This window comes from Massilia sp. DWR3-1-1, from assembly GCF_049898325.1.
Lineage (GTDB): Bacteria > Pseudomonadota > Gammaproteobacteria > Burkholderiales > Burkholderiaceae_D > JAFCUW01.
Genome location: NZ_JAFCXL010000018.1, coordinates 92,812 through 105,796, shown reverse-complemented (window position 1 = coordinate 105,796; position 12,985 = coordinate 92,812). Strand labels below are relative to the sequence as shown.

The 12,985-nt window shown below is 58.2% G+C and carries 13 protein-coding genes; 6 read left to right on the top strand and 7 right to left on the bottom strand.

Annotation, left to right across the window (positions count from 1 at the left end):
• Positions 1-425: 425 nt before the first annotated feature.
• Entirely contained in the window at positions 426-914 is a 489-nt protein-coding gene (locus ACP7EY_RS18415) for a hypothetical protein (protein WP_426196154.1), read from the top strand.
• 124 nt (positions 915-1,038) lie between these two features.
• Here the strand turns inward: ACP7EY_RS18415 and ACP7EY_RS18410 are convergent, their stop codons facing one another.
• The 5 genes from ACP7EY_RS18410 to ACP7EY_RS18390 form a co-directional block, all read right to left on the bottom strand.
• Positions 1,039-1,947 carry a hypothetical protein gene (locus ACP7EY_RS18410; protein WP_426196152.1) on the bottom strand — a complete coding sequence of 303 codons (909 nt, stop codon included), beginning with the start codon at positions 1,945-1,947 and terminating at the stop codon, positions 1,039-1,041.
• 269 nt (positions 1,948-2,216) lie between these two features.
• On the bottom strand, positions 2,217-2,999 hold the full coding sequence (locus tag ACP7EY_RS18405) for a helix-turn-helix domain-containing protein (protein ID WP_426196150.1): 783 nt from the start codon (positions 2,997-2,999) through the stop codon (positions 2,217-2,219).
• Between the two features lie 30 nt (positions 3,000-3,029).
• Complete coding sequence (locus ACP7EY_RS18400; RefSeq protein ID WP_426196149.1) at positions 3,030-3,686, bottom strand: response regulator; 657 nt, start codon at positions 3,684-3,686, stop codon at positions 3,030-3,032.
• Complete coding sequence (locus ACP7EY_RS18395) at positions 3,676-4,476, bottom strand: sensor histidine kinase (RefSeq protein WP_426196148.1); 801 nt, start codon at positions 4,474-4,476, stop codon at positions 3,676-3,678. Before ACP7EY_RS18395 ends, ACP7EY_RS18400 begins: the two co-directional genes overlap by 11 nt.
• Positions 4,473-5,522, bottom strand: coding sequence for a diguanylate cyclase domain-containing protein (locus ACP7EY_RS18390; protein ID WP_426196147.1), 1,050 nt, complete (start codon positions 5,520-5,522; stop codon positions 4,473-4,475). Before ACP7EY_RS18390 ends, ACP7EY_RS18395 begins: the two co-directional genes overlap by 4 nt.
• A gap of 657 nt (positions 5,523-6,179) precedes the next feature.
• Between ACP7EY_RS18390 and ACP7EY_RS18385 the strand changes: the two genes are divergently transcribed.
• On the top strand, positions 6,180-6,749 hold the full coding sequence (locus ACP7EY_RS18385; RefSeq protein ID WP_426196146.1) for a sigma-70 family RNA polymerase sigma factor: 570 nt from the start codon (positions 6,180-6,182) through the stop codon (positions 6,747-6,749).
• 224 nt (positions 6,750-6,973) lie between these two features.
• Positions 6,974-7,363 (top strand): hypothetical protein, encoded by a 390-nt coding sequence (locus tag ACP7EY_RS18380; RefSeq protein WP_426196145.1) that lies wholly within the window; start codon positions 6,974-6,976, stop codon positions 7,361-7,363.
• 468 nt (positions 7,364-7,831) lie between these two features.
• On the opposite strand, the gene ACP7EY_RS18375 is transcribed toward ACP7EY_RS18380, so the two are convergent.
• Positions 7,832-9,046, bottom strand: a complete 1,215-nt coding sequence (locus ACP7EY_RS18375; RefSeq protein WP_426196143.1) for a hypothetical protein — start codon at positions 9,044-9,046, stop codon at positions 7,832-7,834.
• Positions 9,047-9,159: 113 nt separating this feature from the next.
• On the opposite strand from ACP7EY_RS18375, the gene fumC reads away from it, so the two are divergent.
• The 3 genes from fumC to ACP7EY_RS18360 all read left to right on the top strand — a co-directional run bounded on the left by fumC (position 9,160) and on the right by ACP7EY_RS18360 (position 11,268).
• Positions 9,160-10,548, top strand: coding sequence for a class II fumarate hydratase (gene fumC, locus ACP7EY_RS18370; RefSeq protein WP_426196141.1), 1,389 nt, complete (start codon positions 9,160-9,162; stop codon positions 10,546-10,548).
• Between the two features lie 61 nt (positions 10,549-10,609).
• Entirely contained in the window at positions 10,610-10,843 is a 234-nt protein-coding gene (locus ACP7EY_RS18365) for an RNA-binding S4 domain-containing protein (protein WP_426196139.1), read from the top strand.
• A 140-nt stretch (positions 10,844-10,983) separates the two neighbouring features.
• Positions 10,984-11,268, top strand: coding sequence for a hypothetical protein (locus tag ACP7EY_RS18360; RefSeq protein ID WP_426196137.1), 285 nt, complete (start codon positions 10,984-10,986; stop codon positions 11,266-11,268).
• 67 nt (positions 11,269-11,335) lie between these two features.
• Here ACP7EY_RS18360 and ACP7EY_RS18355 read toward each other — a convergent pair whose 3' ends face one another.
• Complete coding sequence (locus ACP7EY_RS18355) at positions 11,336-12,982, bottom strand: DUF692 family multinuclear iron-containing protein (RefSeq protein ID WP_426196135.1); 1,647 nt, start codon at positions 12,980-12,982, stop codon at positions 11,336-11,338.
• Positions 12,983-12,985: the final 3 nt, after the last annotated feature.

Here is a 12,985-nt window from a genome sequence, read left to right as displayed (position 1 = left end):
GCTGGGCCATCGACCTGCGCCGCATCGGCAACGCCGAGCGCTTCCTCGCAGCGGCGCTCGGTCACTTCAGCGCTTGAGCTCGAAAGAAACTCAACAGCTAACGGTGAAAGCGCCTTTTTTTTGCACGTAATAACTCGGCTCCCAGGTGTTGACTGAATGCGCGCGGCGCGTCAGTCAAGAGGCGATACATCAGAAAAGTTTTAACGGCCTGCTTATCTTGATCCTACACAAAAAATTTCCGAATACATACAGCAAATATCAAACTTTTGCGCGCGGCTAAACCGGATAATTCCTACTTGTCGTATCGCGACATGAAAGAATCGAAAGAGGTCAAGTATGTATCGATGCGCGCATCGCCGTCAACTCATCGCCCTGCACGCTTCCAATGTTGTCACGACGAAAACGGAGGCCCTATGGAAATATGGATGACTTCATCGACGGGAAATGCCAATTTATCCGCAGCTTTTCTGATGGCACAGCAGCTCCTCGAGCCAGCTTTCAACAAGCACTTTGCTCACATCAACTACGGTAAGGGCTTGATTGAACTGCAATATCATGCCCTCTTACACACAGCACAAACCCGCGTTTTCGGTGAAACAAAAAAATATATCAAAATGTCCCATACTGCACAGATTACTTCGCTGGTCGAGTTGCCACGCGACTTCGAGAATAGCGACATGATCGAAAAAATTGCGACTTCACTTACCAGATCGTTCGGCCGCCTCAAAAGTCTTCGGATCGATGATTTTGACTTGGAGAAATTTTCCGCTGATTACGCAAATTTCGCTGTCCGGGAGGGGTGGATTGCCTTACTTCCTCCGCAAGTAACTCTGAATGGGCAAGCGCTGTCCCGCGCAACGATCGAATACCTGCACAATCCGAAACGACGCATCTCTCGGAGCGGCACTGCCTGATAATGCGACCGGGAGACCGCTTGAACGCGGGGAAATCGAACATCGACGGGAACCGATATAACTGTCGGGGACAGCGCCGCTCCTGGCGCTCATCAAAAGGGATCAGTCATTCAGAACGCGAACATCAGGAATCGAATTCATTGGCGAAAATCACGCGATTGATATAGTTATCCAGGTGCTTAGGCAGTACAACGTTCACGGGTTTTTTGCGCGTCTGATAACAGGGCAAGAGGGAGTATTGCAACATTAACATCAGACGGTATTCCCGAGTCGGTGCCTGACCTTTGTGAATGCCTGAAGTATCGACCGCAAATGCGCTACCCATGCCACCAAGGGCTACGGCAAAGCGACTATGGTCGAACGATTCGGCCATCTCCTCGTCCGTCCAAAAACGTTGGCGCAAGGTCTGACCGCTGCAATGCGTGCCCTTGACGTAGACATGTGGGCCGCAAAACTCATCAACGTTGGTCAGGTAGACCATCACCTTGAGAAACCGCCAATCGTCTGTGTCTCGATGGAAGCGCTGCAGGTCGCTGACACCGGCCAGTTCAGGAGATGACCAGCGGATTACCATTGCTGACAAAGTTGGCTTGCACCCGATGTAATCTGTTGCTAGCCGGAGCAAACACGGACTGTTGGCAAGGGACAGTATATGCGGACATGCGATGACATCTGCCAGGCAAAAATCCGCTAAGCGCGTTCCCGGCGGGGCATTTTGCATGCAAAATGCCGCCCTGCTGATATCGCGGTCCGTCAGATATTTGTCGCGTAGAAAATCAACGATCTCAAGGCATTCTGCTTTTCCAAGCAATGTCCCAAGGGGTGCATAGCCATCACGGTGCAGTCTATCCTGTAGTGCCTTTTGCGTGTGCTCCCCGGCGCGATGGTCATCCCGCTGGTTGCGACGAACGTACTTGCAGATCATCGATACAAACAATGCGCGCAGTCGACTGTTAGTGACAATTCTGTTCAAGTAGAACGTCATGCAGTTGATCTGCCCGCTTATAGTGATACGCCGAAAGATATTTTTCATAATCGATGCATTCGAAATTATCTGCTGATGTACCGGTTGCCAGGTACGGATATGGCGTGCTCAGGCGATGACGCTGGGACCGGAACCTCGTTACCACCTAAAAAAATACGGATGATGACAATCGCGACGAGCGCGAACAAGGTCGCACCGACAACTACAAGGCGCGATCGATTTAACTGCCGCGTTACAAATAAACGTCGCTCACGTTTTCGCAATTCGTCCTCCCACGTAAAAAATCGATCGCATCAAAATTTCAGTAGCACCACGAGCTATCCTGAAATTAGCTGCGGCGTTCTAGTGACATCTAACACGGCGAGCAATTGCTCACGGTCGTGCACTTCCACCAGTCTTCCCGTAATCGAAACACCGTGATGTGCATTGAACCTGGCGATCAGGCGGCTCACGGTTTCCACTGTCGTGCCAAGATAGCTACCGATATCACCGCGCGTCATACTCAGGCGGAATGAACGACCGGAATAGCCTTGACGCTCGTATTTATTGCTCAGGTCAAGCAAAAAACTGGCAAATCGCTCATCAAGGTTGGACAGTGATAACACGCACGATCTTTCATGATCATCCGCAAGCGCACGGCTCATCGTCTTAACGAAGCGCTCGGTAAATTGGGGCGCATCGGCCATCGCCTGTTTCAGGTGACGATAAGAAACCTCACAAAGTTCGCTATTTTCAAGAGCCATCACTCGCACGCAGTGCACACCAGTAGCAATCGCATCCATGCCAATAATATCTCCCGGCATATAAAACTTTACTACATGCAAAATCCCGCTGGGATCGCGCCTGAGCATTTTCAACTGGCCAAATCGCACGATATACAGCATGTCGAATTTATCGTTTTCAGTGCACAGGATCGCGTTGCGATCAATCCTCCGTTTTCCATAAATTACGCTGTCGAACACTTCCGAATCAATCGCTTGAAACAGCGTCGGAACACAAGCTCGGCGAGCACCGCAGAGTGCACAAGTGGGCAGCTCTTTCACCGCAGCCGCCTCCCCCATCGCTGGCGCCCTGATGCAACCTTTGAAATCGTTCTCCATTACAAGTACTCCCAATGCCGGATGGGGCTATTATTTTCTGGGTGCGGGACCAACCAGTCCCTGTTCAATTGCGTAACGTGCGAGTTGAGCATTGCTGTGCAGGTGCAGTTTTTCCAGCAAGCGCGCACGATGCGTCGAAACTGTCTTGGGACTGCGGTCCAGTCTTGCTGCGATCGCCCCGATACTTTCCCCAGCAACGATCTGCATCATGATGTCGAACTCTCGAGGCGTGAGCGCATTTTTTCCGGCGATTTCACCGCGCTGGACCTGCCTGACCAGAAGGTCGTTCAAGAAATTACTGAATTGCTTTCCGCCGCCTGCCACCTTTCGCACGGCATGGATGAGCCCAGACAAACTCACACTCTTGGTCAGGTAGCCATCCGCACCCGCTTTCAATGCCCGCAGAGCATACATTTCCTCGCCATAAGTGCTGAGGATGACAACGGCGGTGTGAGGCGCCATTCTTTTAATATGCTGCAGGAGGGCCAATCCATTCTCGTCAGGGAGATCGATATCGACGAGGGCGACATCAACATGTCGAATAGCCAATTGAGTCATTGCCTCAGCTGCGCACATCGCTTCACCCACGACCTGGATATCGGCATCGGTCTCGATCATTTGGCGTACACCGGCAATCGCCATGGGATGGTCGTCGACCAGCAGTACCGAGATTGATTTAGCGCCCATAACAATAACCGAGTGGGATGGCGAGAGATATGCACATGCCATGGCCGGGATGCGTGTCGACACTCAACAGCCCGCCAGCCTCGGCAACCTGTTCGCGCATGCCAACCATGCCAAGCGAGCCGCCGCCCCGCACGTCGGCTGCAGGTGCCCCAACACCATCGTCCTGCGCAACGGCGATCAGTAGCTGATCACGTTGATAGACGCGTAAATTCAAATGAGATGCATGCGAATGCTTTTCAGCATTGGTGATCGCTTCGCTGACGACCCGGTAGATGATACGTGCATATTCCTCAACAAATGGCAGGCACTCGAGGCTGGCATCGGTATGAAATGTGACTTGAATGCTGCTACGCCGCGCCAGGCTTTTAGCCTGCCAGGCAAGGGCGCCCCACATACCCATCTGCTCAAGCAAGGTGGGACGAAGATCAGTGCCAATTTTGCAGATTGTCGTGAACGCGGCTTCGGCGAGAATTTCGGCATCGTACAGTAGCGTGTTGGCCACTTCACCACGGTGCAATTCCCGAGCGATGGCCACGCTGATACACGATTTGATGCCTGTCAACGCAGCACCCAGATCGTCGTGAATTTGTCGAGCCAGTTGCCGCCGCTCGCAGGCCAACAACTTATCGCGCACGATATCCTGCCGCCGCCTGCCAGGTAAAAAGCGGCGCGAGGTGGACGCTCCCCCTCCCTGAACCGCTCCCGCCGGCACGTCGCACTGACGATGCGACAATGAGGCGTCAGTCGGCGTATTGCGATGGGCGGCTTGAACGCTTTTTTTGCTGCTCATTTTTTTTCGCTCAGCAACGCGCCTGCGCGGTCGACGCCGTCGGAAGCGAAATCCTTCGACAACAAGGCGGGCAACTCATGCGGTGAAATCGTGCGCCGCCCAGCCGCTTCAATGTCCGGATCACAGATCGCCATCTGGCGCCCGCCCTGCCGCTTTGCGGTGTACATTGCCTCATCAGCACATGCGAGCAAAGTTTCTGCATCGCTCCCATGGTCAGGAAAAAATGCCAAGCCGACACTGCCGCCGATTCGGTAACATCCGGACTGCAGCGAGAAAGGCTGGGTCATCTGGTCGACGAGTTTCCTGCCGACTTCTCTGGCTGTGCCGCGGCGTGCTATCGATGGCAGAACTACCACAAACTCGTCCCCGCCGAATCGCCCGATGGTGTCGGAACAGCGTACGACACCCTGAAGCCGCGCTCCGACAGCGCGCAACAGGGCATCGCCAACCATATGTCCATGGCAATCGTTAATCGTCTTGAAACCGTCAAGATCGAGAAATAAAAGCGCCAACATCTCATTGGCATTCTGTGCCGAACGCAATCCGCTTTCCAGGGCGCTGAGCACCTGCGCCCTGCCGGCCAGGCCGGTGAGAGAGTCGCGGCCGGCACTTAGCCGTTCCAGATGCAATGCATGATCGGCATAAGTGAGGTCATGTAACACAGAAACATAGTTCTCAACGGCACCACTCCCGTCTCGCATCACGGTCGTCACTTCTTCGGCGCGATACGCAGATCCATCTGCACGGCGCACGCATAAATAACGCTTCCAGCCACCACCAAAAATTGATGACTCTTTTAGCGAACAAAAGCTTTTATATGATAAATTTTTGCTACTTGAAGTAAAAATTTCAGCAATTGAAACTCCGGATAAATCACGGAATCGAAAACCACTCTGCCTCTCGAATTCCAGATTTGTCCATACAACCCTTTCATCTTTGTCGATAATAATAATCGCATCCCCCGCCAATTCAATTGCCTTTTCCAGCAACGGATTTTTTAACGGCCCCTCGGCACCGGACTGAAAATCACAAGCGACTGCACCCATTCACATCTCCCGTACGTGAAATGATGAAACAGAGTTACTTATATTAGTTACTCTAGCTATATTATATATATTTAACAATTTCGTTATAACCAAGGCATATCGACGTGCCTCAATTAAATTCTTTATGGAAATTATTTTAATTGTTAAAAAATAAATTTAACTTTCCCAATTTCCTTGGTGACCATTCGGTGCACTGGCATTCCCTCTGACACGCAGTTTACAGTCATCAAAAATCTCACGGAAAACCAAAACTAGATCGCAATCAAGAATCACGACTGCTCCTATGCCGTTGGGGTAATCCAACGTCTTTCCTTCGACGCCCCCAAATCACTGTCTTCATGCTGCATATTCACAAGAAAAATGTCAATGAAATTTACTACTTGTGGTATTTATTTTACCAAGGTTACATTTCCTATTTGTAATGTTACATGCCGAAAGTAATTTTTTCTTTCCCTTTTTTACGTTGAAATTTTGATCGAATTTTTAAAAATTTCCTTAATGCCAGACACAAGATCGCACACCTTAAGTATTAAGAAATTAATTGGCGAGAATCAAAAAATAGATCGATGCTATTGACAAAGGTCGTCCATAAATTATTTGCACCGGATAAATTTTCCAGTAGGGGTTATTGCGCCTTTACATCCTGGAGAGACCATCGTGGACGAAAAAGAACTCGATCAGACTTTGATAGACAATGCAAAAATCGGAGACCTTGACAGCTTTTCAAAGCTGGTGGCCAAATACGAGCGACGGATTTATCGATTGGTCTATGGTGTTTTAAAGCATGACGAAGATACCGAGGACGTTACCCAGGAGACTTTCCTCAACGCATACAGAGCGCTGCACACATTTCGGGGCGATGCATTGTTCTATACATGGCTGTACAGAATCGCGCTGAACCGGGCATTCCATCGGCGCACGCAGCAGCGCGTGCTCAGCACCCACTTTGAATCGAATGGCGAAGAAGTGCTAACGGCTGAACATGGATGGGACGAAGAGACGCCTAACGAGAGCCCTGCTGGGCGGCTTGAACAAAAGCAAGCACTACAAATTGTCGAGCGAATCCTCACGGAGATGCCGGAGCAATTCGCCGACGCCCTCATCCTGCGCGTGCTTGACGGTATGAGCTATGGGGAAATTTCCCAGATTCGGACAATCTCGCTGAACACGGTGAGAACCCGCATTTTCCGGGCACGGGCAATACTTGCAGAACGAATCAAAGAGTGAACATCTATACGCGGGTCATCCACGTGGCCTCGAGAATAAATTGATGTGAACAGCGCTTTTCCACGTTGCTTGGAAAAGCAAGATATTTCCACTTGGTCCACGTCAGGGATGCAGTGCTTCGAGCGCCTACGCTGTGATTGCGCGTCACAGTTTTGGCGGCAGGCTTAGCCCGGTAGCCTCAATACCCGGGCACCATGACTCACTACCGGGATTGAGGGAGGCGTATGTTAATTCGCTTGATTGCTGCGCATCCGGCGCTCTTCGTCGACGGATTGCCGCCTTTTACATCGACGCTGCCCGAGGGCTGGTATGCCATTGCCCACACCTTATGTTGTTCCATCGAGGACCGCCTGACACGGGAGCAACTGGCAATCTGCAGCGTCGCCCGCATCACGGCGTCCTTGGGCAAACTTGATTTTACAATGATGGGTATTTACCCAAAGGCGATCGATTTGCTCATTGATGGGGCGGGCTTGCTCAGCAGAGTGACCTGCCAGGAGTGCGGCGAGCGCCCGGCCCGCTTCCGCGGCAGCAAGGTCAATAGGACACTGTGCAATTTCTGCGAATTGGAGCGCTGCATCCGTGAAAATCGTGCCTGGGCACCGAAGCATTAACATGATGAGGGGCCGACGATCGATGCATCGCTCGGTGGATCACGAGCCACCGACAGGCAATGCTGCTACACCGTGTCGATGCCGCTGCCAATGCGCGATTTACGACGATTTTTATATGCATAAAGCGCGAGCCCATAACTTGAGCAATCGGTTCGCGCAGAAATTGCATCTGGAGAAAGGCGAAAGAAGGCTTTCTTGCTTCGCCCGAACAGTATTCTGGAGACCGAGCGCCAGGTATCTCCTGGCGTCGTCTCTGGCCGGTTGCATCCGGCGCCCCGTCGCACTGGTTGGCTGCGGGACCGCTTCCACGACAGGCGTTTCCTCAACGGTTGTCTGGTGCTCGCGCCACCTATCGTTGGTGACTGCGCAGACCCGTGTCGCGTCGTGAAATTAGTATAGCGTAAAAAACAATCTTGTGTAGACAAATTCCCCTAACGAATCAGGGGGCCTGTTGTGCCCACAGCAGCGTCAATGGGCCGGCACCGTATTGGCCACCGGCGCCTCTTCCACCGGCGCCGCCGCCGGCGCCGCACGGCCCGGCATCAGGCGGTTCTTGACGCTGGCGATCAAGCTGGGCTTGGGCGGCACAGGATCGGCGGCGGCGGCCGTGACGGGGTCATCCGTTTTACGCTTGGATGCGGCTTTTTTGCGCTGACGCAGCATCATCACGCCCAGGCCGGCAACCAGGCTGAGGATGATGGCGGCAACGATGCCGATCACCAGCCATGGCCGGCCGGCACTGGGCTCAGGCGGCGCCGAGCCCATCGGCACCAGCTTCGGTGGCAGCGGCTTGGGCGCCGGCTTGACCACGGGCGCGGGCGCCTCGTGCGCTGCCGAAGCCGCAGCGGACGCCTCGTGCCCCGCTGCAGCGGGCGCTTCGTGCCCCGCCGTCGCCGACGCTGCGTGCGCGGCCACCGCTGACGCTGCGCCACCTTGCAAGGCGGCGCTCAGGTGCTTGACCTTGTCTTCCAGTTCCGCCAGGTGGGCGTTCAAGGCGGCATTCTTGGCGTCGAGGGCGGCACACACGCCCGCATCGGCACTGGCCACGCGGGGCCCGCACGCGGGCGCGGCGCGCTGCAGCGTCTGCCGATGGGGCGCGGCGGCGGGCAGCGGGACGAACGGCAGCGCGGCGACCACTTTCGGCATCACCACCTTGGGCACGTGCGGCGCTTGCGCTTGCAGGTGCGCCACCGCCACTGGCGGCGGCGGCACGACGGGCGCCACCGCGGGCAAGGGCAGCGGCGCTGGCGGGACCAGCACCGGCGGCGGCGGCGGCGGCGGCGGCGGCGCCGGATTCGGATCGGGGGTCAGCCACAAGGTCAGTTGGCGCACCGATTTCTGGCCGTTTTCGCCCAACGAGAAGAAAATCGGCAGGTGATCACCTTTCACCGGCATCGACGAACTGATGTGCAGATAGCGACGCCCATCGCGCCGGAAGGTGGTGATATTGGCACCGGCCAGGGCCGGATGCATGGCAATGTTGGCGCCCCGATACACCTCGGCGTCGGCCAGCCCGGCCTGGATGGGCACGCTGTCGCTGGCCGCCCCCAGCAGTTCAATATCTGCCGACAGGGGCTGGCCGATGTGCGAGCGCAGGTGGGCGTCGCCCAGTTCGACGGCGTCGGCGAGGACGGGCAAGGCGGCGCACAGCGCGGCGACGAGACAACAATAGCGAAAATGCATGAAATCGATCTTTGACGATGCTCAGCGGGTGGCAAACAGTGACACCCCAGTATGGTTAACGCGCGTTGGAGTAAACTCTTTAGTTCGGGACCCAATTAAAACCAGGATTCATCATGGCAAGCAGGATTGAGAAAGACAGTTTTGGCCCGATCGAGGTGGCCGCGGAGCGTTTGTGGGGCGCGCAAACCCAGCGCTCCCTGCACCACTTCCATATTTCTACCGAGCGCATGGGGCCGGAATTGATCGGGGCGCTGGCGCAAGTGAAGCGGGCCGCCGCCGAAGTGAACCGCTCGCTGGGCAAACTCGACGACCGCCTGGCCGACGCCATCATCGCCGCCGCCGACGAAGTGCTGGCCGGCGCGCATGCCGACGAATTTCCGCTGGCCGTGTGGCAGACCGGTTCGGGCACCCAGTCGAACATGAACATGAACGAGGTACTGGCCAACCGCGCCTCGGAACTGCTCGGTGGCGAGCGGGGCGAAGGCCGCCTGCTGCATCCGAACGACCACGTCAACATGGGCCAGTCGTCGAACGACATCTTTCCCACCGCCATGCACGTGGCCGCCGCCCAGGCGCTGCTGCAGGCGGTGTTGCCGGCACTGGCACAACTGCGCGGCACGGTCGAGCGCAAGGCGGGCGAGTTTGCCGACATCGTCAAGATCGGCCGCACCCATTTGCAGGATGCCACGCCGCTGACGCTGGGCCAGGAATTTTCCGGCTACGCCGCCCAGCTCGAATACGCCGGACACCAACTGCAGCACGCCCTGCCCGGCGTGCTGCTGCTGGCCGCCGGTGGCACCGCCGTCGGCACCGGCCTGAACGCCCATCCCCAGTTCGCCGGCCGGATTGCCAATGAACTGGCAACGCGCACCGGGATCGGCTTCATGACGGCGCCCAACAAGTTCGCCGCCCTGGCCGGCCACGACGCCCTGGTGGCCGCGCACGGTGCCCTGAAAACCCTGGCCACGGCGCTGATGAAAATGGCCAACGACGTGCGCTGGATGGCCTCCGGGCCCCGCTCGGGCCTGGGAGAAATCAGCATCCCCGAAAACGAGCCGGGCAGCTCCATCATGCCCGGCAAGGTCAATCCCACCCAGTGCGAAGCGCTGACCATGCTGTGCTGCCAGGTGTTCGGCAACGACGTCGCCATCACCATCGGCGCCGCCTCGGGCAATTTCGAGTTGAACGTGTTCAAGCCGATGATCATTCACAATTTCCTGCAAAGCGCACGCCTGCTGGCCGATGGCATGCGCTCGTTCGACGCCTATTGCGTGCAGGGCATCGAGCCGAACCTGGAGCGCATCGCCGAACTGATGGCGCGCTCGCTGATGCTGGTGACGGCACTGGCGCCGCACATCGGCTATGACCGCGCGGCGCAGATCGCCAAGCTGGCCCAGCACGAAGGCTTGACCCTGAAACAGGCCGCCCTGCAACTGGGCTTTGTCACCGAACAGCAGTTCGACCAATGGATCGTGCCAATCGACATGACCCGCCCTGGCTAATTCCCCCCAGCACGATCATGTGTGCGTTTTTTAACAAACAATATTATTTCATTAAGATATTATGCAGAAACTGACTTTTGAACTCAACAGTGACTTCGTGGAAGTGAACCAGCTGCTCAAACTGGTCGGCCTGGTCGACAGCGGTGGCGCCGGCAAGAACCTGGTGGCCAGCGGTGCCATCAAGGTCGACGGCCAGCCGGAATCGCGCAAGACGGCCAAGATCCGCGCGGGCCAGGTGGTCAGCGTGGGCGATGTGCGCATCAGCGTGGTGGCGGGCGAGCCGGAAGGCGCCTGACAGCGGCAGTCACGACTGCGCTGCGTCAGCTTCGGAACGCGGTGAGCGAGGGGGCGCCGCGCAGGTTTGTGGAAACACAACACTGCTCGCGTTTGCTTGCTTATATTATAAGACGTGACTAACCGGCCAAAGGGGATGCCATGAACGGGCCCAACGATAACCAGCCAACCCAGCAGCGGCTGATCGGCGATCTGCGTGCCGTCATCGAGAATGCGGAAGAGTTGCTGAAAAATACGGACCAGTACACCAGCATGCTGTACCAGGGCGCGCGCGCCAAACTGGCGCAGGCCTTGAGCGCCGCCACCGATGAACTGGCGCGTTTCGAAGAGGCCCAACTCGAGCGCATGATGGTGGCCACCCAGGCCGCCAGCGTCCAGCACGCCGACAGCACCGGCGAAGCGCGCATCTTGCGGGCGTTTCATTAATTAAGTAACGTCACGCTCGACCGGCAACGGCGCCCCCCCCGCGGCGCCGTTGTTGCGTCGATCGCCATCACACCAGGCAGCCCAGCGCCACCCACTGCGCCAGCGCCGCACCGATGTCGAACGCCGGCTCGTGCGCAAAGGCGGCGTCGAGTGCGCTGCCCACCGTGCCGCCGCGCGCGAGGCAGTCAATCGCGGCCCAGCGCGCCGGCGTCAGCGCCACCACCTGGGCCTGCCAGCGGGGCCGCACCACGATCAGCTGTTCGGGCGACGCCATCGTCGGTGGAAATGCCTGGCCGTGGTGGGCCTGCCACAAGCTCGCCACTGCCCACGGCGAGGCCAGCAGGCTGGCCGCCGGATGCCAGCCAAAGCGCGCCGCCTCGCACTGCGCGGGCGACAAGGCCGCCAGCGCGTCCGCGCGCAGCGCCTCCGTATCGGGCGCAAAATACGCCCGGTGCACGGCCCATTCGAGGCGCGCCATGTCGGCCAGGTAGGGATAGCCGGCGGCCGGCGCGAACCGTTCCAGGAATGGCGCCAGCGCGGCGCCGAAGCGGTGCAGGTCGGCGTCGGCCGACGGCTGCGCCAGGCCAAAAGCGCCGCTCAAGCCCTCGAAAAATTCCTCACCCACCAATTGGCGCAGCACCGGATAGGCGCCCGCCAGGGTCTTGTGCCAGGTGCCGGCCAGCTGGCCCCGGTACATGGCCAGCCGGGCGCTGACGGCCGCGCCGTCGCCGGCGAAATCAGCGATATCGACGCCGCTGCGATCGAACAGGGCCGCGCCGAAGCGCCGCTGGCGCCCGGCCAGGTCGGCCTCGTCCACGGGCCAGGACGGCGCCGGCCGGGTCGACCAAACGGCCAGCGCGCCCGCTGCGGCAGTTTCGGCAGCGGCGGCAGCTCCGGCAACTGCGGCCGCGATGGCGCGCGCCTTGTCGACTTCGGCCAGCAGCACGGGTAGCGGCGGCACATCGGTGTCCCATTCGATCAGCGCCGGCGTCGCCCCGAAGGTGGCCAGCGCGTCCCGGTACAGCGCCCACACCGCCTCGGCAATTGGCGCCCCATGGTGGTCGACCAGCGCGGTGGGCGTGACGAGGTGGCCAGCCAGGTGGATTTCGCCCACCGTGCCCGGCGCCAGCGCGGCCAGCGTCGTTAGCGCAGCGCGCGCGTCCTCGCCATGGTTGCACTGGTTGACGTACAGGTTGTTCACATCGAGCAGCAGGCCACAGCCCGTGCGGCGCGCCAGCGCGGCCAGAAACTGCGCTTCGTTCATCGCATCGTCGCGGTAGCGCAGATAGGTCGAGACGTTTTCCAGCAGGATGGTGCGGCCCAGCGCCTCCTGCACCTGCTCGACGCGGTTGGCCACGAGTTCAAAGGCGGCGCGGCCCAGCGGCAGGGGCAACAGTTCGTTGAGCTGGCGGTCGGCCAGCGCGCCCCAGCTCAGGTGCTCGGAAATGAGCACCGGCTCGATGCGCTCGGCCAGGCGGCGCACGCGCTCGAGATGGTCGGTGGAAAAACCGTGCGCCGAGCCCAGTCCCAGGCCGACGCCGTGCAGGCTGACGGGATAGTCGCGGCGCAGACGTTGCAGGACCTGGCCGTCCCAGCCGGACAGGTGCAGGAAATTTTCAGTGTGCACTTCGAGCCAGCCGACGGCCGGCCGCTGCTCGAGGAATTGGCGGTAATGGGGCGCGCGCAGGCCGACACCGACGCCCAGTTCGGCCATGGC

Excerpts from the sequence above, each read along its gene's own strand:
- ACP7EY_RS18415 (WP_426196154.1), top strand. The coding sequence starts at position 426 with ATGACTTCATCGACGGGAAATGCCAATTTATCCGCAGCTTTTCTGATG.
- ACP7EY_RS18410 (WP_426196152.1), bottom strand. The coding sequence starts at position 1,947 with ATGAAAAATATCTTTCGGCGTATCACTATAAGCGGGCAGATCAACTGC.
- ACP7EY_RS18405 (WP_426196150.1), bottom strand. The coding sequence starts at position 2,999 with ATGGAGAACGATTTCAAAGGTTGCATCAGGGCGCCAGCGATGGGGGAG.
- ACP7EY_RS18400 (WP_426196149.1), bottom strand. The coding sequence starts at position 3,686 with ATGGGCGCTAAATCAATCTCGGTACTGCTGGTCGACGACCATCCCATG.
- ACP7EY_RS18395 (WP_426196148.1), bottom strand. The coding sequence starts at position 4,476 with ATGAGCAGCAAAAAAAGCGTTCAAGCCGCCCATCGCAATACGCCGACT.
- ACP7EY_RS18390 (WP_426196147.1), bottom strand. The coding sequence starts at position 5,522 with ATGGGTGCAGTCGCTTGTGATTTTCAGTCCGGTGCCGAGGGGCCGTTA.
- ACP7EY_RS18380 (WP_426196145.1), top strand. The coding sequence starts at position 6,974 with ATGTTAATTCGCTTGATTGCTGCGCATCCGGCGCTCTTCGTCGACGGA.
- ACP7EY_RS18375 (WP_426196143.1), bottom strand. The coding sequence starts at position 9,046 with ATGCATTTTCGCTATTGTTGTCTCGTCGCCGCGCTGTGCGCCGCCTTG.
- fumC (WP_426196141.1), top strand. The coding sequence starts at position 9,160 with ATGGCAAGCAGGATTGAGAAAGACAGTTTTGGCCCGATCGAGGTGGCC.
- ACP7EY_RS18365 (WP_426196139.1), top strand. The coding sequence starts at position 10,610 with ATGCAGAAACTGACTTTTGAACTCAACAGTGACTTCGTGGAAGTGAAC.
- ACP7EY_RS18360 (WP_426196137.1), top strand. The coding sequence starts at position 10,984 with ATGAACGGGCCCAACGATAACCAGCCAACCCAGCAGCGGCTGATCGGC.
- ACP7EY_RS18355 (WP_426196135.1), bottom strand. The coding sequence starts at position 12,982 with ATGGCCGAACTGGGCGTCGGTGTCGGCCTGCGCGCGCCCCATTACCGC.